The 23926-nt window shown below is 56.6% G+C and carries 29 protein-coding genes and 1 pseudogene; 8 read left to right on the forward strand and 22 right to left on the reverse strand.

The annotated features are described in order from the left end of the window. Positions 1-93 precede the first annotated feature (93 nt). On the forward strand, positions 94-1362 hold the full coding sequence (locus tag PSUM_RS00090) for an OprD family porin (RefSeq protein ID WP_083348747.1): 1269 nt from the start codon (positions 94-96) through the stop codon (positions 1360-1362). A gap of 222 nt (positions 1363-1584) precedes the next feature. Here the strand turns inward: PSUM_RS00090 and PSUM_RS00095 are convergent, their stop codons facing one another. Further along, entirely contained in the window at positions 1585-2010 is a 426-nt protein-coding gene (locus tag PSUM_RS00095) for a hypothetical protein (RefSeq protein ID WP_083348748.1), read from the reverse strand. A 43-nt stretch (positions 2011-2053) separates the two neighbouring features. Here PSUM_RS00095 and PSUM_RS00100 point away from each other — a divergent pair, with 43 nt between their 5' ends. After that, positions 2054-2908 carry a helix-turn-helix transcriptional regulator gene (locus tag PSUM_RS00100; RefSeq protein WP_083348749.1) on the forward strand — a complete coding sequence of 285 codons (855 nt, stop codon included), beginning with the start codon at positions 2054-2056 and terminating at the stop codon, positions 2906-2908. 111 nt (positions 2909-3019) lie between these two features. Here the strand turns inward: PSUM_RS00100 and PSUM_RS00105 are convergent, their stop codons facing one another. The 8 genes from PSUM_RS00105 to PSUM_RS00140 form a co-directional block, all read right to left on the reverse strand. Continuing rightward, on the reverse strand, positions 3020-3310 hold the full coding sequence (locus tag PSUM_RS00105) for a DUF6388 family protein (protein WP_083348750.1): 291 nt from the start codon (positions 3308-3310) through the stop codon (positions 3020-3022). Between the two features lie 70 nt (positions 3311-3380). Further along, positions 3381-4133 (reverse strand): SPOR domain-containing protein, encoded by a 753-nt coding sequence (locus PSUM_RS00110; RefSeq protein ID WP_225441900.1) that lies wholly within the window; start codon positions 4131-4133, stop codon positions 3381-3383. A gap of 395 nt (positions 4134-4528) precedes the next feature. Further along, the gene (locus PSUM_RS00115) at positions 4529-5962 is read right to left on the reverse strand and encodes an alginate export family protein (RefSeq protein WP_083348751.1); all 1434 of its coding nucleotides are present in this window, start codon (positions 5960-5962) and stop codon (positions 4529-4531) included. Positions 5963-6192: 230 nt separating this feature from the next. Further along, a complete protein-coding gene (locus PSUM_RS00120; protein ID WP_083348752.1) occupies positions 6193-7536 on the reverse strand; it encodes an MFS transporter in 1344 nt (447 codons plus the stop codon). A gap of 69 nt (positions 7537-7605) precedes the next feature. Beyond that, complete coding sequence (locus tag PSUM_RS00125) at positions 7606-8616, reverse strand: 2Fe-2S iron-sulfur cluster-binding protein (RefSeq protein WP_083348753.1); 1011 nt, start codon at positions 8614-8616, stop codon at positions 7606-7608. Next, entirely contained in the window at positions 8613-9611 is a 999-nt protein-coding gene (locus PSUM_RS00130; protein WP_083348754.1) for a PdxA family dehydrogenase, read from the reverse strand. Before PSUM_RS00130 ends, PSUM_RS00125 begins: the two co-directional genes overlap by 4 nt. After that, positions 9608-10078, reverse strand: a complete 471-nt coding sequence (locus tag PSUM_RS00135; protein WP_083350140.1) for an aromatic-ring-hydroxylating dioxygenase subunit beta — start codon at positions 10076-10078, stop codon at positions 9608-9610. The genes PSUM_RS00130 and PSUM_RS00135 overlap by 4 nt, the downstream gene beginning before the upstream one ends. 14 nt (positions 10079-10092) lie before the next feature. Further along, entirely contained in the window at positions 10093-11352 is a 1260-nt protein-coding gene (locus tag PSUM_RS00140; RefSeq protein ID WP_083348755.1) for an aromatic ring-hydroxylating dioxygenase subunit alpha, read from the reverse strand. A gap of 193 nt (positions 11353-11545) precedes the next feature. On the opposite strand from PSUM_RS00140, the gene PSUM_RS00145 reads away from it, so the two are divergent. Further along, entirely contained in the window at positions 11546-12277 is a 732-nt protein-coding gene (locus PSUM_RS00145; protein WP_169840426.1) for an IclR family transcriptional regulator domain-containing protein, read from the forward strand. Positions 12278-12562: 285 nt separating this feature from the next. On the opposite strand, the gene PSUM_RS00150 is transcribed toward PSUM_RS00145, so the two are convergent. Then, positions 12563-14017 (reverse strand): tyrosine-type recombinase/integrase, encoded by a 1455-nt coding sequence (locus PSUM_RS00150; protein WP_083348757.1) that lies wholly within the window; start codon positions 14015-14017, stop codon positions 12563-12565. A 586-nt stretch (positions 14018-14603) separates the two neighbouring features. Here PSUM_RS00150 and PSUM_RS00155 point away from each other — a divergent pair. From PSUM_RS00155 to PSUM_RS00165, 3 genes are all read left to right on the forward strand, one after another. Further along, on the forward strand, positions 14604-14822 hold the full coding sequence (locus PSUM_RS00155; protein WP_083348758.1) for a hypothetical protein: 219 nt from the start codon (positions 14604-14606) through the stop codon (positions 14820-14822). A gap of 292 nt (positions 14823-15114) precedes the next feature. Continuing rightward, complete coding sequence (locus PSUM_RS00160; protein WP_083348759.1) at positions 15115-15315, forward strand: hypothetical protein; 201 nt, start codon at positions 15115-15117, stop codon at positions 15313-15315. 19 nt (positions 15316-15334) lie between these two features. Next, positions 15335-15649, forward strand: coding sequence for a hypothetical protein (locus PSUM_RS00165; protein ID WP_083348760.1), 315 nt, complete (start codon positions 15335-15337; stop codon positions 15647-15649). 178 nt (positions 15650-15827) lie between these two features. Here PSUM_RS00165 and PSUM_RS00170 read toward each other — a convergent pair whose 3' ends face one another. Next, entirely contained in the window at positions 15828-16331 is a 504-nt protein-coding gene (locus tag PSUM_RS00170) for a hypothetical protein (RefSeq protein WP_020798996.1), read from the reverse strand. 99 nt (positions 16332-16430) lie between these two features. On the opposite strand from PSUM_RS00170, the gene PSUM_RS30780 reads away from it, so the two are divergent. Further along, a complete protein-coding gene (locus PSUM_RS30780; RefSeq protein WP_020798995.1) occupies positions 16431-16619 on the forward strand; it encodes a hypothetical protein in 189 nt (62 codons plus the stop codon). Here the strand turns inward: PSUM_RS30780 and PSUM_RS00175 are convergent. After that, the gene (locus tag PSUM_RS00175) at positions 16588-17007 is read right to left on the reverse strand and encodes a DUF6691 family protein (protein ID WP_020798994.1); all 420 of its coding nucleotides are present in this window, start codon (positions 17005-17007) and stop codon (positions 16588-16590) included. The two genes, PSUM_RS30780 and PSUM_RS00175, sit on opposite strands and share 32 nt — an antisense overlap. A 2-nt stretch (positions 17008-17009) precedes the next feature. After that, positions 17010-17444: a YeeE/YedE family protein gene (locus tag PSUM_RS00180; RefSeq protein ID WP_020798993.1), complete on the reverse strand. Its 435-nt coding sequence runs from the start codon at positions 17442-17444 to the stop codon at positions 17010-17012. 186 nt (positions 17445-17630) lie between these two features. Between PSUM_RS00180 and PSUM_RS00185 the strand changes: the two genes are divergently transcribed. After that, positions 17631-18275: a DUF2268 domain-containing putative Zn-dependent protease gene (locus tag PSUM_RS00185; protein ID WP_083348761.1), complete on the forward strand. Its 645-nt coding sequence runs from the start codon at positions 17631-17633 to the stop codon at positions 18273-18275. A 135-nt stretch (positions 18276-18410) separates the two neighbouring features. Here PSUM_RS00185 and PSUM_RS00190 read toward each other — a convergent pair whose 3' ends face one another. The 9 genes and pseudogenes from PSUM_RS00190 to PSUM_RS00225 form a co-directional block, all read right to left on the reverse strand. Next, entirely contained in the window at positions 18411-18725 is a 315-nt protein-coding gene (locus PSUM_RS00190) for a DUF2933 domain-containing protein (RefSeq protein WP_080725277.1), read from the reverse strand. 156 nt (positions 18726-18881) lie between these two features. Beyond that, positions 18882-19100, reverse strand: a complete 219-nt coding sequence (locus PSUM_RS00195) for a hypothetical protein (protein ID WP_033039556.1) — start codon at positions 19098-19100, stop codon at positions 18882-18884. Continuing rightward, positions 19100-21271: a heavy metal translocating P-type ATPase gene (locus tag PSUM_RS00200; RefSeq protein ID WP_083348762.1), complete on the reverse strand. Its 2172-nt coding sequence runs from the start codon at positions 21269-21271 to the stop codon at positions 19100-19102. Before PSUM_RS00200 ends, PSUM_RS00195 begins: the two co-directional genes overlap by 1 nt. A 26-nt stretch (positions 21272-21297) precedes the next feature. Further along, complete coding sequence (locus tag PSUM_RS00205) at positions 21298-21567, reverse strand: DUF5676 family membrane protein (protein ID WP_020800242.1); 270 nt, start codon at positions 21565-21567, stop codon at positions 21298-21300. Beyond that, entirely contained in the window at positions 21564-22247 is a 684-nt protein-coding gene (locus tag PSUM_RS00210) for a methyltransferase family protein (protein WP_083348763.1), read from the reverse strand. The genes PSUM_RS00205 and PSUM_RS00210 overlap by 4 nt, the downstream gene beginning before the upstream one ends. Positions 22248-22276: 29 nt before the next feature. Next, a pseudogene (locus PSUM_RS32530) lies at positions 22277-22345 on the reverse strand (DUF2933 domain-containing protein); the annotation flags it as partial. A gap of 111 nt (positions 22346-22456) precedes the next feature. Beyond that, a complete protein-coding gene (locus tag PSUM_RS00215) occupies positions 22457-22852 on the reverse strand; it encodes a hypothetical protein (protein WP_020800240.1) in 396 nt (131 codons plus the stop codon). 106 nt (positions 22853-22958) lie between these two features. Further along, the gene (locus tag PSUM_RS00220; RefSeq protein ID WP_083348764.1) at positions 22959-23357 is read right to left on the reverse strand and encodes a hypothetical protein; all 399 of its coding nucleotides are present in this window, start codon (positions 23355-23357) and stop codon (positions 22959-22961) included. Between the two features lie 165 nt (positions 23358-23522). Next, positions 23523-23894, reverse strand: a complete 372-nt coding sequence (locus PSUM_RS00225; RefSeq protein ID WP_020800238.1) for a c-type cytochrome — start codon at positions 23892-23894, stop codon at positions 23523-23525. Positions 23895-23926: the final 32 nt, after the last annotated feature.

Raw genomic sequence — 23926 nt, forward strand, 5'->3', positions numbered from 1 at the left:
ATCCGCAGATGCTGATGCCTGTCGGTTCGCCGGGTATCTCGACGTAGTGCCGTTTGGGATCGCCGATTTACCACCTAACAAGAAGAGAGAGCTATGCACGTACTTCGTCCCACCCAAGCTTTTCTGCTGTCCGGCCTTACTGGGGCTTTCGGCGTTTGTTCATCCGCTTCGGCTGAGTTCCTTGCGGACAGCAAGGCCAGTCTGGACATGCGCAATTTCTATATGAACCGAGACTTCCGCCAGCCAGCGGCCCCACAAAACAAGGGCGAGGAGTGGGCGCAAGGCTTCCTGTTGCGCTACGAATCCGGCTACACCGAAGGACCGGTGGGCGTGGGGGTCGATGCGCTTGGTCTGCTCGGCATCAAGCTGGATTCGAGCCCGGATCGCGCGGGCGCCACCGGTCTGCTACCGCGCGGCGCCGAGTCGAGGAGGGCACCCGATGACAACAGCGAGCTTGGCCTGACTGCCAAGCTCCGGGTCTCCAAGTCCACCCTCAAGGTGGGGACCCTGATTCCCAAGCTGCCGGTATTGCAGCCCAACGATACACGGCTGCTGCCGCAGACCTTCCAGGGTGGCTGGCTGAACTCGACGGACCTCGCGGGTCTGACCTTCGACGCCGGTCGCCTCACCCAGGTGAGCCAGCGCGACTCGACCAACCGCGAAGACATGACAGTCATGAAAGGCCCCAGGCGCAACATCGTAACCGGGGCGAGGGCCACCACCGACCAGTTCGACTTTCTCGGTGGCAATTTCATGTGGAGCAAGACGCTCAGTACTGGCTACCACTACGCGCAGTTGGACGACCTGTACAAGCAGCATTATCTGACGGTGATGCATGTGTTGCCTATTGCCGAGGGGCAGGCGCTGAAATCCGATCTGCGTTGGGCCCGTTCGGCCGATGACGGCAGCAGCAATGTCGACAACCAAATGCTCGGCGCCATGTTCACCTATTCAATGGGTGCGCACGCCTTCGGTCTCAGCTACCAGAAAATGAGCGGCGATACCGGTTTCGCCAACGTTCAGGGCACCGATCCGTACCTGGTCAACCTGCTGCAAATCAACGACTTCGGCAATCAGGACGAGCGCTCCCTGCAAGCCCGTTACGACTTCAACTTCGCCGGCCTCGGCATTCCTGGCCTGACCTTTATGACCCGCTATGTAAAAGGCGACCAGGTCGACCTGGGAGTCGCTTCGGGAACCGGCAAGGAGTGGGAACGTAATACCGACATCGGCTATGTGATCCAGAGTGGCGCGCTGAAAAATGTCGGCATCAAATGGCGCAACGCGACTTATCGCTCGAGCTTTGCCAGTGAAATTGACGAGAATCGCCTGATCGTCAGCTACAGCCTCCCGCTCTGGTAAGGCTGTTGCGTCGATGTCCATGCCGGGCGCCGTTCTGGCAAAAGGGTAGATTCACGAGTCAGGAACTCCCGAGCAGATCTTCGACCGTCCGAAAAAAAGCTGAACGGCAGACTTTTTACGCTCGGTGCTCTGAAGATCAGGCTCTTGCAATGAGAGCGGCGAATCCGCGGTTATCGGCTGATGCCGTAACCGCGGTCGTGGCGTGCCGGATGTGTTTGATGCCTAAAAGCAAAACGTGGAGCGCAGCACCAGTATTTGCGAGTTGTTGCCGCCGGCGCTTTTGATCGCCGAGTCGATGTCGTAGAACAAATAATCGAGGTCAACGGAAACGTTAGCGGTCGGGGTCCAATTGGCGTTGGCCTGATACAGGGTGCCCAAGCGTTTTCCGCGCCTGTTGGTTGTTCCGGGGGCTGTGGTCATGCCTGGCAAATAGACGCCGTCCTCGTTGCTTTCTCGCCAGCCAGCAAAGATGCCCGGTTCGAAACGGAACTTGTTGAAGTGAGGCGGCTTTTCCGACGAGCGTGGGGGCTGCGAAAGTCGAGGTAGACGCTCGGTCATTCGCGCGCGATAGTGGCCAACCAAGTGCTGCTGAACCCTTTCGCGACCGCCGGGGTCCGGAAACACATGGACGCCGCGATAATCCTTCATGGTGGCCGATAACAATATCGCTTCAAGCGAGCGGAGTAATCTGATGTCGATTGCCCAACGGGTTTTCCACGGCAGGTTTGGCCGGGTCGCCTTGCTGGACATGGATCGTTCGCTGGTTACCCACACCCATTCCGAATGCCATGTGCTGGTCAAAGTGTCCGGCGAGGACACTTATTTCAACGTCAACGGTCGGCGGGTGCCGCTCAGTGATCGCACGGCGGTGCTGGTCAACGCCTGGGAGCCGCATTTCTACGATCCGCAGCCGGGTGCCGGTGCCACTGTCATCCTGGCGCTCTACATCGAGCCCGCCTGGCTGGCCACTGCCCAGCAGTCGCTGGCGCTCAGCGGTCGGCCGGACTTTTTTGCCCAGTCATGCATCGAGCTGTCGAGCCGTAATCGCACCTTGGCCGACATCCTGGTCGCCGAAGCGCATGGCTGCGGGATCGTGCCGAAAGAGCGCATGGAATTCATGCTGTTCGACTTCCTGATCGAACTGATCGAGGACTTTTCCAGCTGGCGGCATTTGTCGCTCCTGGGTGCGCCGAACTCAGGCGAGTTCCGGGACGCGCGCGTGCGCCGTGGCACCGCCTGGTTGCTTGAGCACCTCGATGATCCGAACCCGATCGACAACGCCGCGCGGGCTTGTGGTCTGTCGCGGGCGCACTTCTTTGCGCTGTTCAGGAAAGATACCGGCATGACGCCGACCCTGTTGCTTAACGACGCGCGCATGCGCCGGGCTTTTGCCTGGCTGGAGCGCGAGCGCAGTGGGACGTTGGGCCTGTTGTCGGAGAACCTCGGGTTCTCCGAGCAAGGCCATTTCACACGGTTTTTCCGTCAACACATCGGAGCTTCTCCCAGCCAATATCGGCGTGTAGTGGATTGTTATGCGGCGGTTTGAACCGAGAGGAGGGCGGGGGGGGGGGGTATTGGGCGACCCTCCCGCCTAGGAAGTTAGTCTTTTCATCTTGAAACTGGCGGCTTGTATAGGCTACGAAAGTTGTAGGGTCTACTAATCGTCCAGAAAGTCATAAATCTCTTTCATGCGTTCTTCACGCATCAACTCCAGCTCTTCCTTAGTGTCGGCCACCCACTGCAGAATGAAGTCCCAGCAATCGCAGTCGTGAGCGTCTGCTTCTGCTTCAAATGCTTCTTGCAGAAATTTCAGGCGATATTCTTCTGGCGAAAGCCCGCAGTTTTCAGCGAGGCTGTAGTTCAGCTCGCTGAGTTTAAGTTGGACCCATAAGTTGGCGGCCAGGAATTTCTTCAGGGCGAGTTCGGCTCTAAGCTCTTTTGCAATCATGAATGCTCTCTTGTGTCATAAAATAAGTAACCGTTTGGTTGAGGTTGGAGCAGCGCTAAATCGGGCTATGTCAATTTCCCGCCATCATCCATCCTCTAACGCCATGACTTTCACTCAGCTCTTTCACGATTCGGGCCGCGTCCTGCTTCTGTTTATACGGGCCGATGACGACAAAGTTGTTTTCTTTACGCGCTACCGGTAACTCCAGCTGCTGAATGGCTTTTGTGGCGCGATGACGGTTGGGTGTGTTCAACGCTATTTCGATCACCCACACGCCGGATGAAGGCGTGGCTGAAGCGGGTTTTGCAGTGTGGGAAATGAAGCCGCCGCACGTCAAACATGGGCGCTCCAGCGTGATTAGCGAGCCTGGCACGGTGCGAAAGACGTGCCATTGCGGATCAATGGTTTTTTTGCGGGCGAATACGGCCAGGAGCAGGCCGGTAACAGTGATCAGAGCGCTGAGAATAATCGTCCATTGGTGTGCCCGTGCGGGCAATGAAGGCGGCGTAAGTGCTGGTGTTTCGTCTGGCTTTTCGACCAAAAACTGTACGGCGTCAGCCTCCGTTGGGTCGGGTATGTGAGATCCGTTTTTCGCAAGGGGGGCGAGCCCGTCGGAATGTTTTGTACTGAGCTCTGTCGCAACTTTATTAGCGGTGTCATCGAGTAGTTGTTCGAACTTTGTCACTTTTTGCTGGAGGTATGAATTGCCGACGTTATTTTGACAAATTGGTCCTGTGGACGTGTAGGTCCATAGTAGTGCTGATAGTTGCCCCAAAACGCCAGTTACTAGGAAGCCCAAGCTAAGCTTTTGCACGGCGGCCATCTCCAAATCAAGTGAATAGTTATTTGTCCCATTTGTTTCTGATAAAACAGGGTTCTATTGTTGATCCTGGGGTGGTCAAAATTCTTGAGCGCGTCAGTGTGCCCAAGAGCCAAAACTAGTTGGCTGCTTTTTGTTGTTTGAAAGAACATCGGGCATGCACTTTATAGACTGTAGGTTGACGAAAAAGGCTCAGGTGATCGAAAAAAAACCGTATCAGATGGATTTTAGGGTGATGCATTAAAACACTTGTATTCAAGGTGAATATCGAGGCCAAAGCACCTTACTGCCGGAAAGCCTCGACGATTCACCGATATCAATCTGGTGAAGTCAATGTCTTTGTCGACGTCAAATTTAATGAATTGCCGAGCAGCGTTCGTGCCGGATGTTCTTGACGCCTAAAAGCGAAACGTAGAGCGCAGCACCAGTATTTGCGAGTTGTTGCCGCCGGCGCTTTCGATCGCCGAACCGATGTCGTAGAACAAATAGTCGAGATCAACGGAAACGTTAGCGGTCGGCGTCCAATTGGCGTTGGCCTGATACAGGGTGCCCAAGCGTTTTCCACTGCTGGTGGTTGTTCCGGGGGCTGTGGTCATGCCTGGCAAATAGACGCCGTCATCGTTGCTTTCTCGCCAGGCAGCAAATATGCCCGGTTCGAAACGGAACTTGTTGAAGGGAGAGAACCTGAGTGTCGGGCCTACCAGAATGATGTTCGACAACGTTGTCAGGCTGGCCTGACCGTAGAAGGCGTTCTTGGGAAACAATGGATCGAAAGTTCCGGCCCGATGATCGCCATCCTTATCACCGCTCGCGGCATCGACACGCAAACCCAGACGCGCTTTCCAGGGACCCGCAAAGGTATATCCGCTGTCGCTGGAAACCGCCCAGGCGTCGATGTCGGCGCTGGCCATATGGCCCACCTGCTTCATCAGATCCCAGCTCCAGTCGAATTTATTCCATGTGCCGAACAACCGCGTGCCGAAGGTGTAGCGATTGTCCTCTCCGGTAAAACCGTCGAGCTTGCGCTGCTCTGTTTCCAGGCCAAAGGCGTACAGATCGGCTTTCAACACGCTGGACAGGGGCAGGGTGCCATAGAGCCCGTAGAACTTTTGCTGATGATTACTTGGGTCGTTGAACGAGCCGTTGTCTCTGCTAACCACGGGTCTGGTGGCGAACGCATCCAGCTTGTAACCATCCTTTGCAATCCAGCTCAGGCGCACACCATCAAACACCTGCCGTATATTGGGGATTTCGCGATAGGTCACCAGTACCTGATTACCGTAAGCCATCTCCTGCCGACCGACCCGCGTTGTCAATGTGCCGCTCTGGTAATGAAGATTGCCGTCGATAAAGGCCTGTTGTATTTCATTACGGCTTTGATCGGAAGGGCTGGGCAAGTCCTTACCCCATGTCCGAGTATTTTGTAATTGGATAAAGGTGCGCAGGCTGTCGTCGAATAAGTGCAGGTCGACATGTACTTGCGCACGTTGCATTAAATAAGAGTCGTCCTTTACTCCGCGCAGGCCGAACACCGGTTGGTCCGCCGCATCGGCGCGATAACGCAGTTCCGCTCCGGTCTGCAGCCAGGCAGAGTCTGACAGGCGCTGAAAACGCAATGCATCGAACGGGTCCGTGCGTTTTGCCGGGTTATCGAGAAAGCGATAATCCTCCACCCAGCGCGCCGGTCCCGGACGCAAAGGGCGGGATACCTCAAGGGGCGAGGGAGGCGTGGACTGAATCTCTTGGGCCTGAGCGGTCGACAGGACCGTTTGGCCGAGGGCCATAATGATCGGCAGGTGGAACGAGTAACGCTTCAGTGTTGTGCTGGACATCAGATGACTCCTGTTTTTATTGTTCGTAGGGCAGGTAGACACGCGCGGGGATGCCTCAACATGAAGTTGAATTCGCGTCGATGTTGTTCCGGTTTAAACGTTTCGCTGCTTTGGAAAGAAGCGCTCTGCGTTTGCGTTGAATAAAGAGTGGGTTCATTTCAAGGGACGTAAATCCTTATTCATCCCTTGGTGAGCTTTCATTGAAGTTGTCGAGTAGTACCGTTCGTGTTTTAAAGCGTGCTGCTGCCGTATCGTCGACCGAGAAACAGGACGAGTAACCCGGCGATCAACATCGGCACGGCCATGGCATAGAAAACTGACGAGGGTGACCAGCCCATACCCAAGGCTGCGCCGACCACGATGGGGCCAGTAATCCCGCCGATCCGCCCGATGCCCAATGCCCAACCGACTCCGGTCGAACGTATCGGTGCCGGGTAGAAAACCGCCGCCAGGGCGATGAGGCTTTTTTGCCCGCCGCTGATGCAGCAGCCTGCGAGGAAGTTGGCGGTCAAGAGCATCCACAGCGGGCTTTTGAACGCCAGGCCGGTCAATGCAACGCACACGAATCCGACGAGATAAAGAATGCCCAATGTTTTGTAGGCGCCCAACCGGTCCATGGAGGGTCCGGTAATGAACGCAGCCGCGATACCGCCCACGGTGGTCAGGGTGGTAGCCATCACCACGGTGCTCATTGGGTAGTTGAGCCCCGTCATGATTGATGGCAACCAGCTTTGCAAGGCGTAGAACTCACCCAGGTTAATCGCGAACACCAGCCATAACAATACGGTGCCCAATACCCGATCAGGGGTGAACAGGCTGGCGAGTGCTCCGCGTTGCCCTTGCCCTTGCTCGAGGGCGTCGACGATGAATGTCGGCTTCTCCTGTCGTGCAACGGCTCGGTCTATTTTTCGGAAAATTTTCAGGATTCGCTCGGCTGCCACCTTGCGATGGATCATGAACACCATGGATTCCGGCAGGAAACGAATCAATACGGGTACCAGCATCAAGGGCGCCAGGGCTCCGATCCAGAACATCGAGCGCCAGCCGTAGTGGGGGATGAACCAGTTCGCCGCCAGGCCCGCCGCGATAAATCCGAGGGAGAAACCGCAGTAAATAGCCAGAACAAAGGTTGCACGAAAGCGTTTGGGGCTGTATTCGCCGGTCATGGCGATCGCACTTGGGGCTGCGGCGCCCAGACCGACCCCGGTGATAAAGCGCAGGATCATCAGCTCGGTCACGTTGTCGGCCCATACCGATGCCAAGGTGCAAAGGCTGAAGACAATTGTGCTGACTATGATTGCTTTCTTATGTCCAAAGCGTTCGGACAGTGGGGTAAGCACCAGATAGCCAATCATCAAACCAGCGAGCGACGAAGAAAATATCGGTCCCAGCATCTGCCTGGGCAGGTTCCATTCACTGGCTATATAAGGCGCCATGTAACTAATGGCCTGGGTATCGAACCCATCGAGGAACATGACTAGACCGCACAGAATGATGACCACGTACTGAAACGGACTTACGGGTCGTTCATCCACGAACTGCGGAAGCTGCAAGGGCTTTAATTCGGGCAACATGGTTTTTCCTCATGGCCATTTTGGCCTTTTTTGTTTTTATTGCGTGCACGCAGGTGGAGAAATAACCGCCTATGAAGGCGGCAGGATCTCTCCAGAGGGCACGAAGGCGTCGCAGAAGAACGCGTCGGGCGACAACTGGCCTTCGGCAGTCAGGTCATTGAGCGCCGCGGTTGTCATGACCGGATTACCGCAGGCATACACTTGATAGGCGCCCAGGTCGGGGTAATCCTCGAGAACCGCGCGGTGCACCCAACCGGTACGGCCGGACCAGCCGGGCTCGGGCTCGGAAAGCACCGGGGTGAAGCTGAACCCCGGCAGGCGCTTGGACCATTGTGCCGGCAGGTCGCCGAGATACAGGTCGTCGCTGCTGCGTGCTCCCCAGAACAGGTGCATGGGTCTTGAGCCACCGCGTTTGATCTGGTCTTCGATGATGGATTTGAGCGGCGCCATGCCCGTACCGGTGCCCAGCAGGATGACCGGATGGTCGACCTCTTCGTTCAGTGAAAATTCGCCATAGGGCAGCTCGACGTTGAGCGTGTCTCCTTTTTCCAATCCTGCCAGCACGCCCTCGGAAAAGCGCCCTCCGGGAACATGGCGAATATGCAGTTGCACGCCATCGCTCTCATGGGGCGCATTGGCCATGGAGTAGTTACGGCTGTCGCCATCCTCCATCAACACTTTCAGGTATTGACCGGCCTGGAATTTGGCGCGCACACCCGAAGGGAAGCGTAGGTGCAGAACCACGACATCGGCGTTGGGGCGGGTGAGGCGATGGACCTTGGTGGTAATGACCTTGCGCACCGGCGCCGCGCGTTGAACGATGCGTTTGGGGGCGATTTCCACCGACGAGCACGGACGCGCCTGACACAGCAGCACCCCCGTGGCAGGCCCGCGTGCGAGCCCTTGTCCGCGCACTTGCAATTCCCCGGCGACCAAGCCGCCTTCGCAGGTTGAGCACACGCCTTTGCGGCAGGAGTAGGGGATCGAAAACCCCGCCCGCTCGGCCGCATCCAGTACTGTCTCGTCGGGCTCGCAGGGAAAGACGATGTCCGATCCAGAGACTGTTACGTCGTACGTCATGCCAGAACCTCCTGGTTGGAATGAACTGCGCCACCTACCAGGCGCAACGCGCGGATCACCGCTTCGGGATCAGCGAGGTTTTTACCGGCGATATCGAATGCCGAGCCGTGGCCCACGCTGGAAAAGATCAGGCCGGCACCGATGGACAGCGCAGAAGCGGTACGCCCGGCCAGCAGTTTGATCGGGATGTGACCCTGGTCGTGATACATGGCAATAAAGGCGTCATAGCCATTTTGGCCGAGCATCAGATCGGCGCCGACCGGCCCATGGGCATCGATACCCGCCTGCCGCAGGCGCTCGACGGCCGGGGCAGTAATCTGCTGATCGTCCTGACCGAACAGGCCGTTTTCACCCGCATGGGGATTGATGCCGAAGACGCCAATGCGCGGAGCATTGATGCCCAGCGCGTGGAGTGCAGAAACTGCTGCATGACCTGCGGCCACCACCAGCTCGGGTGTCAGCCTGGCCAGTGAATCGGCCAGGCGCTCGTGCAAGGTGACATGGACGATCCGCATCCCCGCACCGATCAGCATCAGAAACACACGGTCGGACTCGACGCCTACCAGTTTGGCCAGCAGGTTTGGGTAACCGGAAAAATCGATGCCGGCGGCATTGATCGCCGTCTCGGAATGCGGGCACGCAACAATGCCGCGTGCCCGGCCCAGGCTCAGACCCACCACTGCGGCAGACAAATAATCCACCGTAGCAGCACCTGCCGAGGCATTCACTTGCCCAGGCACGAAAGCCTCGGATGCCAGGCTATGTACGGGCAGCAGGTGGATCACTCCCGCTTCTGCCGGTGCGGTGCCATCAGTCTCTTTGACTCGCAGGCCAATGTCCTGCGCATAGGCTTCGACGACAAACCGATCGCCGACAATGACCGGATTCAACTCGGGTTCGTTCTGCAGAGCCGCGACGGCTTTGACAGCGACTTCCGGGCCGATGCCGTTGGGGTCGCCGATGCTCAAGAGGATTCGCGATGCCGGCAGTTTCATAGCGGAAGCGCCAGCAACGTGTCGATGCGTGAGCTGTCGCACACCACGGTTCGTTCAGCCAACATGGCTGTTTCGCCGTCGACCCGGTAGCAGTCGATATAGCGGCCGGAGACGAAGTTCTCGGTCGTGCCGTCGCGCATGATGCGCAGCACCAGGAATGCAGTTTCGCTGCGCACCAGGTTGCCGTTGCATTCCAGGATCACTGGCTGATTGAGCATATGGCGGTAGCTGTGCCGCTCGTAGATATTGGCGTCGCGCAAGGCGGATACCCGGTCAATCAACATTCCGCGGTTGTCGGCCCAAATCATGCCGGCAGGCAATCCTTGTCGGTAGTTATCGGCAGTGGTAACGGTATACAGGCACTTCTCCATGAAAAACTCCGGCCATGCTTCAAGCGGGCCTTCATCGATGCAGCGTGCATATAGGGCTTGTGTCTGGCTGATCAGTGCAAAAATATTATGTGTCACGAATGATTCCCTCTTCATAGATCCATGGCTGCGCGATAGGCCTTCCAGAAACCGCGGATAGACGCTTCGGTAATCCGGCTATCACTCGATTCGGCGTCAATCCCGCCCATTTCCAGCACCGCGCTGTGATTGGACGCGCCAGCGATGCCACGCTGGACAAAGCCGCCTACGCAACCATCTTCCATGGAGATATAGCCAGCGGGACCGACAAGGTTGGCCTGCTTCAGACGCGTCAGTCGCTGTTCGGGCGTGTCGTCTTCAAAGCCCAGGTAGGTCCAGTTGAGCTGAGTCGTTTCCACGCCCCGTGGCAGCACTTGGCGGACTGCAACCGAATTCTGGATCTGTTGCAGTACGAAGCAGGGGAAGATCGACAGGATTTGCAGCGTGACGTCATCACCGACTTCACTGAAGCCTTCGAGCAACGAGGGGTCCTGCAGCTGATAGGCGCTGTCGGAGCGGATGCTTTGTTCTGCATAGGAGGCATCGCGCTCGACCTGACGTTCGGCTTCACGGTCGATGGCCGAGTAGCTGACGTGATGTCCGCCGCTCTCATCAACGATGATCGCACCGCGCTGGGACAGGCGGTTGATCTCGAAGGTGGTGAAGAACAGATGCAGGATACTGGCGTGGTACGAGTCTTTGACGTTCTCGATGTACAGCTTCCAGTTGTTGGGCAACATCTGGGTGAAACGGCCCAGAACCACTGGCTTGCGTCCGTCGAGAACGCGTTCAATACGGCTGAGTATTTCCTCGCCCAGGTACTCTTCGATATCGGGCACGTCATCGCTGAAGCTGCCGAACACCAGGCCGTGAACAGTCGCTATGCGCAGCTTGCGCGGGCCGTGTTGTTCCATGCAGAACGAAGGCGCCATGCCGCCATTGCCCTTGATGCCATCCTTGAAAGCGATACCGGTCAGATCGCCTTGCAGGTTGTAACTCCAGGCGTGATACACGCAGGTGAAGTCTTTGGCTTTACCACTGTCCTCCAGGGCAAGGAGGGCGCCACGATGCGCGCAGCGATTCTCGAAGGCGTAGAGTTCGCCGTCGCTGTCGCGGGTCACGACAATCGAGGTCTCGCCAATGAAACTGGTCTTAAAGTCGCCGGGCTCGGGAATCTCAGCCTCGAGGCACAGATAATTCCAGTGAGGCCCCTGGAACAACCGCGTCTGTTCATCCTTGTACACAGCAGCGCTCTGAAAAGCCCAGTAGGGCACACGGGTCAATCCATCGGGCCACAGCGGATTTTCAGGTACTCGATCAGTAATGATGTTCATTTTTTCTCCCGGATCAGGTCCTCATGGCTGCAGAAAAATGTTCTTTCCGACAAGCACATGGTTGACATGAGGTTTTATTTTTGTTCGAATAGCGAACATTGTTTCATTTCTCGAACAATTAGAGCGTTGGACAATTATGGTTGTCAAGAAAAATACGTCCGCTGATGGCGTAGCTGTGCGCGCGCCAGAAGGTATGTCGGGTCTGGCAAAGGGCCTGGCAATCATCGAAGTGTTTGGTTTGGAGCACTCGCAATTGACGGTATCGGACGCGGCGGCACTGACCGACACCACCCGTGCCGCTGCCCGCCGATGCCTGCTTACCCTGGTGGATCTGGGCTATCTGACCCATGACGGCAAGCACTTCAGACCTACGCCTCGGTTCTTGCGACTCGGTGCGGCGTATCTTGATGCAGCGCCGCTACCGCAACTGGCCCAGCCATATTTGGCGTCGGCCCGTGAAGCGCTCGGGGAATCGATTTCCTTGGCAGTATTCGAAGATGGCTGGTCGGTATTCGTTGCCCGTGCCGAGACGGCAAAAGTCGTGACTACCGGCGTACGTCTTGGCGCACGTCTACCGGCCTATGGCTCGGCAACGGGGCAGGTCTTGTTGGCGGGGTTGAGCGACGAAGAAGTCCGCCGCTACCTGACTAATCCTCCGTCACCGACCACGGCTCACATGATCGTCGACCCGAAAGTGATCATGGACAGGATCGAGCAGGCACGGATCGAAGGGTTTGCTTTTACCGATGAAGAGCTCGAGCTGGGGATGCGTTCAATGGCGGTGCCGGTGAGAAATGCCCAAGGTAAAGTGGTCGCCGCCATGAGTGTCAGCACATTTACCGCACGTTTGACCCTTCAGGAATTACGTGATCAATGCCTGCCGGTGCTCCAGCAGAACGCCGCCTTGCTTGGGTGTATGCTTTGAGTGCGCCAGTTACCCTGTAGTCAGAGTGCGAGAAGAGAGCATGGGACACTCGCCGTGCGCTTGTGTGAGCGCAGGATGAGGCTAGGACGAGTATGCACTTGGCCTCGTTTGTGGTTGCCATAGACCAAAATTGGTTGTTCGACTATGCAGTCCTGACAACTGCTACACGGGGTATGACCGTTCTTGGCCGGTTTCTGCAGATCACGACGAGCCGGAGTCGACCTGAAACAAGCGCTTGGCGAGAGCTACAAAACTAAAAGGAATTCAGCGCTATAAGAATTCGACTTATGACGACGGCAGGGTTCCTGCGGTTGCGTAGTCTGGAAAAAACATCATCGACTCGGTCGGTGGGTGCTCGTAGGTTGAGGACAGCACGGCACTGAGTCGATCGCCCAACAGGTTCCAGGCGTGTTTCTTTTCCTCGGCATAGTCGTGATGCAGGTAGTGGCGTCTCACCCGCGAGCCGGCCAGCACATGGTTTTGGCAGCGATCGATGACGTCCAGGCTGACACCCAAGGCCTGCATCATGGTCGCGCCGGTGCGGCGCAGGTCATGCGGCGTCCAGTCACCGTTCTGACCGTCGGCAAGCACCAGGGTATCGTCATGACGCCGTCGTGAGAGGGCCTTACGGTTTTTGAACCGGGCTTGGCGGTCACCGACCTGTTTGCTCACCACTTTCACGTTCACATGCCCATCGTCCTGCTTGTTGGGAAAGCACCACTGGGAATGTCCCGTCAGGGTCTTGAGTTCTTGAAAGAAATGCAGGGCGAAGGGCGAGAGGAAAACATGATGGTCCTGTTTCTTGCCCCGAGTGCCTTTGACGTTTTCGCTGGGGAGGAACCAGGTCTGCTGGTCCAGGTCGACATTTTTCCATTCGGCCTGCAGCAATTCGCCAATCCGGCACAGCGTGCCCGCGCTGATCCAGAGCGCGAGTTGGGTTTCCTTCTTTAACGGTCGAATGCCGTCGTATTTTTGCCCGGCGGGGAGGGCGTTGTAATCGGCAGTCATTTGCTGGAAGCGGTTGTGCAATTCCAACAGCTCAGCCGGTGAAAGGAGGCGGCTTCGTTCGGCCTCGTAGTCGGCAGGGATCAGAGGGGAGATGTCGACCAGTTCCGTCGGATCACCCTCGATCAATAAGGCCCGCCAGGGCTGACGCTTTCTGGCCCAGCTGAACATCTGAGTGAGGTCGGCGAAGAAACTGATGGCTTGCCGGTGAGCGCCGCGGTTAACCACGGAGCGGATCAGTGCCCGAACATCGTGTTCGGAGACGCTGCTCACCGCTGTCTTACCAAGTGCCGGGAATAGGTCCTTGTTAAAACGGCGTTGTAGTTCGGCATTGCCGTCTTTTCGCGCCACGCCATCCAACAGCCAGGCCTTGGCCAGATCTTGGACGGTCAGTGTTTGCACCTTTGACGTCTTTACTTGTTCGGCCTCTACGTTAGCAGCGGCGTATGCCTGTGCCTTGGCGGTTTTCTTTTGCTCGTTGGGATTGATCTGCTCATCAATAAGCGCTCGAGCCTGGCTGCGGGCCTTGCGGATGTCCGTCAGGGATTTGCGCGGCCAGGAGCCGCAGGAGTACTCTTTGTTCTGGTCACCCCACCGATACCGATAGAAAAAGCTGACCGTCACGCCGTCCTTGCGGACTGAGACTCGACCGGCCAGATTGCCATCCTCCCTGAGGATTCGGCCGGCATCTTCAGCGGTCAGCGATTCGAGTTCTTTGATGGTGATTTTAGCCATAAAATAGGTTCCCCCTACTTTTCCCCCCACAAAAACGTCGGCTCTTGATGGACATTACTGGACTCTCGTAGAGCAGAACACCGCTGGAGCTCAAGTAAATACTAGATTCGAATAATCCAGGGTGAAATTCTGGAGTCTTTCAATAAGTATGAAAAAGGAGATGGGGTGCTAGGGGTCGAGTGTTCGAATCACTCCGTCCCGACCATTATTCCTGAGTAAAATCAGACAGTTAAGCCATCATTTAGATCGGCTTAACTGTCTGCGACTCCCCCACACCCCGTGTGGCAGTTTGCCACCTCCCTGGCTTCCTTAAGCGCTCGCTTCAAATACCGTTCCTCAACCTTCGTCCAAGGGGCCGTGGTCTGCGTCTGCTTCAGTCGCCTGTGGGCATTGTGGGGTTCCATTTCCGCTCCAGCGCCTGCGCTTAAACCGACTGATCTTGATGATTTCTTTTTTCATTGAATGCCCCATGTCGCGCACGGCGGTCGGCAGTGGGTTGAGGGGGGAGCTAACCGTTCGTCAGTGCTTACGCACGATCAGCCAATTGGCAAGTCGATGAAGTAGCCCAAAAAAAGAAAGGTTCCTTATGCGACCGCTAATCCTCGATTTGCCGAATGGGCGTGAGCTCGCAAATGAACTTGATCTTGCTATTGAGCAGATGATGGCCATCTCGGTCGAGCTAATCGGTGGCGCAGAGTGGCTCGCGGCCTCCACCAGGCAGCAGGAAGCCTTCCAAAAATGGCGAGAGTATCTTCAGCTCATGGCTTATGGGCGAGTGCATGTCGACTCATTAAAGGTTGCCTGAATTTACGGCTCCTTGTAGCTGAGCCAGAGCAAGTTGAGCGGCATTGCTATTTGAAGTACTCCGTAGTCTTCTTTGAGGCTTTCATCTGCGCCTCGATCTTGCGATGCACATAGCGAGCGATTGTTTTGCCTGCGAACGCTATTCGTAGGTGTATACAGAGAGTAGGGCAGGATGTTTTTCGTGGATGTTTGTCTTTCTCGCCCTGGTGAGACCATGACTCAGGCAGGTACTCCACCCTTTAAGGGCGTTCGCATCAGCATCCGATAGTGCGTGACGCTCGAGGAAATAAGTTATGACATTCAACGACGAGTTCAGACTTGCTACGTACAAGCTGCTGCTTGAGTTGGATGCTTCAACTACAAGCATGATGCTGCTGGTCTCATCACGAGACACGGCGGGAGTCGATTGGGATCTGGCCGTTCAGAGGCATCGCGATGTTTGTGAGGCCTGGAACTCATTCCTCCATCAGCCAGTCCCCAAGGCGAACATTTGAACGCAAGTCATAGCCTAAAATGAACGACAGACGCCGTGAGGATCAGGTGTTGAGTTCAGCTACATTTGAGCAATCAGCCAAACAGGTGAAGCTCATGACTTGCTTGATTTGCAACGGGCCTGCAACGGCAATTGATGCTGATGAAGATTATCTGGAGAGGGCCTGTCCGAAGTGCGGGCATTATCGAATCACCGGTGCGGCGCTTGTGCTGATAAAAGCCCACGGCTGGCACTTTGACGTGGAGCTGGCCAGGAAGTGGATCGCGGACAATCAGGCATCTGGCATGATTCCAATCATCGATTCGCACCAGGCACCTCGCTTGATCGACGTTTAGATTCACTTCATGTTGCTTTTTCGACAGTCCGGCGAAAGACGGGAAGGGCAACTGCCTGTTCACGCCCAGTCGTCCTGCCCGCTTTGTCGTAACCCCAGAGGTTGCTGCCGTCGAACCGCTCAGGGCCGAGGTAACCGAGATGCAGTGGTTCGACGGTACAGCGGTAATTGCGCTGTTCTTATTGGCCGGGCTTGGCTGGCGGCTGCCCCTGCATGTAGTTTTGATGCCACATCATGTGATCCATCATCATCTGTTGCATCCCGGTGTACCTTTCCATCATGTACTGGCGTTGACTCTTTTGCTCCGGGGTCAGGTTTGAGTAGTCGTGCCAGCCCATCGTGTGGCCAGCACCCATCATGTGGTCGCCACCCATCATGTGTTTTTTGCCCATCATTCCCGGCCCCCACATGCCATTCATCATGCTCATCCCATGTTGCATCGTTTCCCAATGCTCCTGAAGGAGCTTTTGCCGTTGCTGGGGATCCTGGGTTTGCTGGATTTTCTCCATCTGTGCCTGCATCTTCTTGAAGGTGTCTTGCGCCTGAGCCATCTGTTTATCGAACTCGGCAACATTTGGCGTTTGTTGCTGCGTCTGGGTCGGTTGAGATGGCTCGGCTGCGAGGGCCCATGCGGGGGTTAGGGATGTGACGAAGAAAAGCACGGCCAGTTTGCTATTTTTCATGTTTAGCTGCCTTGGGTGGGGGTGAGCTGAACCCAATTCTGAGTTAACCGATTGCGGAATTTGCGTTAGCCCGCATTCGCCAACATGACGGATTTCAGCATGACGATCGCCTGTGACCCTTCGCTAGTTAACAGGGCTGTCAAAAACAACCTTGATATTTATCAGATACCGAAGGGGTTCTATGGCGAACGCATCTTCCCGCCGGCCAACGCTGCAGCAGTGGTCGCGCCACCGCCCGTTCATGGCAGCCAACCGATCAATGGCTGCGCCGGGATTCCAGCGCAGTGAACAACAGCATGCCAGCCAGCATGGCTAACATGAATACGATGGCTTGCCAGTGCCCGGTCAGCAGTATGACTACAGCAGGACCTGGACAGATCCCGGCGATTCCCCAACCAATGCCGAATAACAGGCTGCCGCCAATCAGGCGTGGGTCCAGTTCACGCTTGACCGGTAGCTGCATTGGCCGTCCCAGCAGCGAGCTGGATTGTCGGCGTGCCCAGGTCAGGGGGGCAACGGCGACGCCAATCGCGCCAACCATGACCAGCGCCAGGGAAGGATCCCAGGCACCGGTCAGATCCAGGAAAGCCAATACTTTTCCCGGGTTGGCCATGCCTGCCAACAGAAGGCCGAAGCCGAACAGCAAGCCGGCAATGAATGCGCTCAGTTTGATCATGTTCAGCCCCCCAGCAGATGACGCAAGACATACACCGTGGCGAAACCACTGAACATGAAGCACGCAGTGGCAACCATCGATCGCCGCGACAGGCGCGATATGCCGCACACTCCATGGCCACTGGTGCAACCGGAACCGTACCGTGTGCCGATGCCCACCAATGCACCGGCAACAATCAGTCCGAACCAGCCGCTGTGAAACTCAATTCGCGGCAGCGTGGCGAACAAGCCCCATAGCAGCGGCGCGATGAGCAGGCCCAGGAGAAACAGTGCTTTCTCACTCACCCCCTCGCATCTACGCTGTAAAAGACTGCCGATCAGACCGCTGATGCCTGCAATACGCCCGTTGGCGACCACGAACAGACTGGCCGCCAAGCCGATCAAAGCGCCGCCCGCGAGGGATGACCAGGGGGTGAAGTTGAGCCAGTCGATAGTCATGAAGTTTCTCCGGCGCAAAACGTAGGCAGAAGCGAAGGGTGCTAAGTGTTAATGTTTGGAACGGTCACGCATTTTCGTACTGATCAATAAACGAACTCAACTCGGTCGGTCGGAACAGGGCTGATCAGCGCAATCTAGTTGACGACTTATCGCGTTACCCAAGGCTTTATGCAAGGAGGCATGATAATGACATCCATAAATTTCCATTTCATCGACGCGCGCGGCGCGCTTATCGATCACCGTGATTGGCTTCACACCCGCCTGTTAGCAACCTACGCAAAGGCAAGTGCGTTGATGCCGTTGCGCCCACTTGATGTGATCGTGAAAGCTGGCACTCATGTCATTCCAGAAAAGGGGCATCTGGGATATGCGCCGGAACCAGGCCTTATCTTTTTGACCGTAGATCCTGCAAGTGACATTTTCAGAGCCAACCAGGAAGCGTCGTTCGAACGAATGTTTGCACATGAGCTTCACCATGCCGCCCGATGGGATGGGCCAGGTTATGGATCGTCTTTAGGTGAAGCGCTTGTTTCGGAGGGACTGGCGGGCGCCTTTGCACAGGAAGTCTGTGGTGGTTTACCTGAACCATGGGAGCGCCTCGATGTGTCTGACATTCGACGCCATGTCGCAATGGCGGCAAGCGACTGGAGTCGCAAGGATTATGGCCACGACGCGTGGTTCTTCGGTGCATCTGACCTCCCAAGATGGTTGGGCTATTCCCTTGGATTTCAACTCGTCAAACGATTCCTGCTGGAGCATGAGGGCAGTACATCTTCCAGTCTCGTGGAGATGGAGGCCGAAGCGTTTCGTGGGGTGCTCGCGGTTATCTAAAACGTTCGGGCTCAGGTCATCAATCGATCTTCGAACTGTGGACACGCCTCGTATTGTGCATCTAACCAGGCGTTCAAGCCGACGCCCTGGCTCTGCGCACCTGGCTTCATGGCATTACGCACAGACGTTGAATCGTCATGCAGGGCGATCGGGATATTTCGTCTGATTATCGGGTAGACCATCGTGCGCCTCTTGGCCATTGCGAGCGCTGGTGTGCTGATGTCCACAGCAATTGGCATGTTCATTACTCTCACCGTGTTTATGTCCGCCATGCCCACGATGCATGAAAAAATGCATCAGTGGACAGGCCAGTAACAGTAGGAATGGCAGATAGGGAAGGACGTGAGCCCTGTGCTCGGCAAACAGGAAATAGCCGGCGATGGCCAGGAAGCCTAAAAAGTACCAGTGGGTGCCCCTTGCGCGGTGCTGGGGCAAGTTATGTTGATTCATGATGGCACTCCTTGCAGGGAACGGGAGAGAGGGTCATGACGCAAGGCCACTTCCAATTTTGCTGAAGCGCTATCGTAGGTGTGAGCATAGCGAGCCAGAGCATCGGTTTACGTGTCCAATGCGTCGGAAATTCAGGGTGGTGAGTCGCATAAAGTATCAAGGCAGATTCTTCCTTTTCAGTTGCCGATTGACCCCGGCCATGTCCTTGTCGAATTGGCGGACACCTCGGAAAAGTTGCACCCCGACCACGACCGGGCACAGCAGGAAAATCGCTGCTATGACAAACGATTTTCCGGTCAACCCCAGCAGGTAAAGCACGGTGGCGATGCCCACAACACTCACCAGGAGGCAGATAATCAGAACTTCGCGATTCATTATGTAACCTCCTGACTCAAGCCAATACGGGCACGTTTCAGCAGCGCGGAGTTGGCGATTACCGACAAGGAACTGAGCGCCATAGCGGCGGCAGCGATGATGGGATTAAGCAGGCCAAAGGCCGCAATTGGAATGCCGATACTGTTGTAGATGAATGCCCAGAACAGGTTCTGTTTAATCTTGACCATGGTTGCGCGCGACAGCTTGATCGCGGTGACCACGTCGCGTACATCGTTCTTGAGCAGGATGATGCCGCCAGTTTCCTTGGCGACATCGGAACCCGAGCCGATGGCGATGCCGATGTCAGCGGTGGCCAGGGCAGGTGCATCGTTGACACCGTCGCCAACCATGGCCACGACCTGCCCTTCGCTTTGCAATTGACGGATCATTGCGGCCTTGTCGTCGGGCAAGACCTCGGCAATCACTCGCTCGATGCCGACCTGCCGCGCGACCGCTTCGGCAGTCCGGTGGTTGTCGCCGCTCAGTAGCACGACCTTGATGGCGCTGGCCTGCAATGCCGCAACGGCTTCAGCCGCTTCAGGTTTTATGGTATCGGCCACAGCAATTACCCCGAGCAAGCGGTCGTCGACCCCGACCAGCATCGCGGTCTTGCCATCGGCTTCCAGGCCGATGAGGTGCTCCTCGGCAGCCTCGGTCGAAATGCCTTGGCGGGCGAACAAACGTCGGTTGCCCAGCCAGATTTTGCGACTGTCGATACTGCCTTCGATGCCGTGACCGGCGATCCCACTGATGCCGGTCGCCTTCGGCAGGCTGATGCCGCGATGCCGTGCGGCGCGCACTATCGCTGCGCCGAGCGGATGTTCTGAACCGGACTCCACGGCAGCGGCGAGCATCAAGACCTCGTTTTCCATCGCGGTCCCAAGCGAGATCACATCGGTTACGTTGGGTTCTCCTCGGGTAATGGTGCCGGTTTTGTCGAACACTACCGTACTCAGTTTTTCAGCCCGCTCTAATACTTCACCGCCACGGATAAGGATGCCGTTATCGGCGCCCTTGCCAACACCGACCATTAACGCGGCGGGCGTCGCCACGCCCAATGCGCAGGGGCAGGAAATGATCAGGACCGCGATAAAGGCCAATAACCCCTGTGGGAAATTCCCCACAAGAGACCAGCCGACAAGGGCCAACAACGCGACCGCCACCACTGCCGGCACAAAGTAGCCGGTAACCTGGTCAGCCAACCGCTGGATCTGTGCCGTACTGGTCTGCGCCTCCTCGACCATCTTGATAATCTGCGCCAGTGCGGTGTCGGCACCGATCCTGCTCGCCTTGAAAGTGAGCACGCCACTGCCATTGAGCGTACCTCCGATTACCGGGCTGCCCGGGTGTTTGTCGACCGGCATCGACTCGCCGGTCAGCATGGACTCATCGACCGTTGACTGACCCTCACTGACATCGCCATCGGTGGGGATCTTCTCGCCAGGCTTGACCACCAAAAACTCGCCGACCATGACGTTTTCAGCGGGCAAGTCGACCTCCTGTCCATCACGAATCACGTGCGCAATCGCAGGCTTGAGATCAAGTAGGCGTCGTACTGCGGCTGAGGATTTTGTCTTGATGATCTCCTCCATGTACCTGCCCAGCAGCACGAAGGCGATGATGACCGCCGACACCTCGAAATAGACGTCACGTTCGGACACCTTGACCGGCAGGACGTCCGGGAAGAACAACACCGCGACGCTATAGAAATAGGCGACGGACGTGCCGAGGGCGATCAGAAAATCCATGTTGATGTTTAGGGTGCGAATGGCGTTCCACGCCCCCTTATAGAAACCCCAGCCACCGATGAACTGCACCGGTGTTACCAGCAGGAATAGCCATATACCCCATGTGAACCAGGGGAGTGCCGGGATCGGCGCCCAAGTCAGCAGTGTGGCACCAGCGGCGAGTGCAATGAAGGCGCCTGCACGCAGCAGTGCCAAGGCCAGTACCCCGGTCAGGGCGATAGTCACGCGGGTTTTCATCGCCTTCAGTTCATTTTCCGGCGACTCGAAGGTGCGCAGGCAGGTATCGCTGCAAAAGTAATAGCTGCGCCCGCCACGTTCTCGTGACAACGCGGTGGTCTTGTCCACCATCATCCCGCAGATCGGATCTTTTGCCATTTTTCCTGATGCCAGCGCCTGTTGGTGCTGCATGTGTGATTGGTTCATCACGGCCTCCTGATTCGAAGCGCCTATCAAGGCCTGCCATGGAGCTTGGCGGACAACCACGCAAACAAGGTGCCGACCATCGCTCCCCATACACTCAAGACCAGCAGCGGCCCGACGAAAGTCGCCACACCGTAGTCTTGCGGAGCTTGCAGGCGACCGAAGTCGAGTCCATGGAACAAGGCGTTGAGAAAGGCGATTCCCTGCACCGGCCATAGCGCATAGAGCAGCGCACAGATGCTGTAGGAAATGGCCATGGTCAGGGCCAAGGAAATGCCGGTTTTCCAGGGGGCGTTCATGGCTGTTTTCCTGAGTTCGGAGGGGCGCCAGTAGGGGAGGGACTGCGGCGGGCTGACCAAGGCAGGAATGCCTGTGTCCGTTCACGGTAAGTGCGGTAGGCATCGCCGAATCGTGCAAGCATCTCCTGTTCTTCCCGCTTCGCCAGCTTGATGTAGACCAGTAGGAGAATTGGGAACATTACCAAGGTGATCAACGTGGGCCATTGCAACAAAAAGCCAAACATGATCAGCACGAAACCGACGTACTGCGGGTGACGGATCCGCGCATAGGGCCCGTCGACCGCTAGCTGCCCAGTACCTTGGGCCTCGTAGAGCACACGCCAAGCGGCTGCCAATAACCAGAAGCCGCCAGCGATCAGCAGGTTGCTGAAAATGTGGAATGGCCCCCAATGCGGATTGACCTTCCAGCCCATCAGTGTTTCGAGCAGATGCCCAGCGTCGTGCGAGAGGAAGTCGATGCCAGGGAAGTTACGAGCGAGCCAGGACATCAACAGGTAGATAGTCAGCGGGAAACCGTACATTTCGGTAAACAGTGCCACCAGGAACGCCGAGAACATGCCAAAGGAGCGCCAATCGCGGCGCGTCTTGGGCCGGGTGAAGCTGAAGGCGAACAAGATAAACACTAATGAGTTGATAATGACCAGCGACCAGAGACCGTAGGCCGATTCAGTATGGCTCATGGTTGGTACTCCTCACTTGCCTGGTGTGTTTACCGTTCGTGCCTTTGCTGATGATCACCTTGGTCGTGGGGCATAAACAGTTGCACAAGTGGGCAGGCTGCTAGTTACAAGCAGGGTAAGGCGCTCTGTACCTGAGTTGTTAGCTCAATTGGCTGCAAGGAACTGTAAAGCGCCCATGGCCCAGAACATTCCGCGGCTCTACCGCACATTTACTTTTTCATTGGCATTTCCATCATGGACGACTGTTGGTCCATCATCTGCATCATCATGTCCATCATCCCTTTGCCTGCGCCGTCCTTCGCACCAGACATGCCCATGCAACCCATTGCACTGTGTTCCTTGCTCATCATGGACATGCTGTCCTTCATCGCTTTCATGCCTTCTTGCAAGGCGGCCTGGCGCTCAGCTGGCGTTTCAGCCGCTGCCGCTTTGTCATGTGCAGCCTGCATTTTTTGCATTTGCTCGGTCATGGCATTGTTCACGGCCGTCGATGCCGGAGCAGTGCTCACGGTTGAGTCGGCCGGGTGATGGGCATCCTCGGCAGAGACCATGAATGCACTGCTAGCCAGGACGGCAGCCAGAACCCATTTAGAATGCACTTGCATGATGAACTCCTGAGATTGTGAGGGATAAGCAGAATGGCCTGGTCGCGAAAAAGCGCTGCAGCAGGGCAGAGCAACCTGTGCTCTGCCACTCTGAGACAGGGGGGGGCTAATCGTTGAAACGGACGAATGTCAGCCGTACCGGGCTTTTTGGTGGCGCGGGACGTTTTAGTACAAGGGTGGCCAGAGAGGATTTTTGCTCAGGATCAAGCACCAATATCAGGACTGCCGCTGTTAGCAGTAACAGGGCGGCCAAGTGGACAGGATCCGCTGCTGGCGTCTGCAATGAAGGTTTTATCGCCGTGGCAGTGTCTTCACAGTTTTGAAGGCAACCATTGGCGTGGAGCGCATGACCATCCACCACATACTGCTCGATAGTGTGTGGGGCGGCCAAATTGTGAATCGGCTGTACCAGACACCCCTGGATTGCCATCACGGCCACAGCCAGCACCCATACCGCGAGGGTAAGGTGCAATAGGCTGCGGCGGTGACGATGGAACCAGTACATGAAGTACAACCTCGACTTATTACGTCGTGTTGATTTTCAGTCTAGCTGGCAAAGCAATGGAGAGTTTGATCAAAATCAAACTCAGGTCACTTGTGAAGGCTCCCCAACAACGCCAACACGGGGATGGGCGCAATGCCCAGATGTATGACCCGACGCTTGATTTACTCACCTCAAACTCTTCAAATAAGCAATAAGATCCTGACGACTCTGCCTGTCGGCCTGCCCCGCAAACATCATCACATTGCCCGGCACCAGGCTGGCAGGACTGGTCAGCCACTTGTCCAGATTGGCGTCGTCCCACTTCAGGCTGGCGCCTTGCAGGGCGGCGGAATAGGTAAAGGCTGGGGCCTGGGCGCTGGTGCGATCGAATACGCCGTGCAGGCTCGGCCCCATCAGGTTCTTGCCCGCTTCGGGGCTGTGGCAGAAGCCGCACTGAGTCTTGAACAGGGCTTGGCCCTGAGCGACGTCGCCTTGGGCCAGTGTCAGAGGGGCGGCCAGCACCAGCGCGGCGGCCACCAGAAATTGTGTGTAGGTCATTGTGTTCCCTGTCGATAAAAAGCCCCGCCAGG

The sequence above is a fragment of the Pseudomonas umsongensis genome, assembly GCF_002236105.1.
GTDB lineage: Bacteria > Pseudomonadota > Gammaproteobacteria > Pseudomonadales > Pseudomonadaceae > Aquipseudomonas > Aquipseudomonas umsongensis.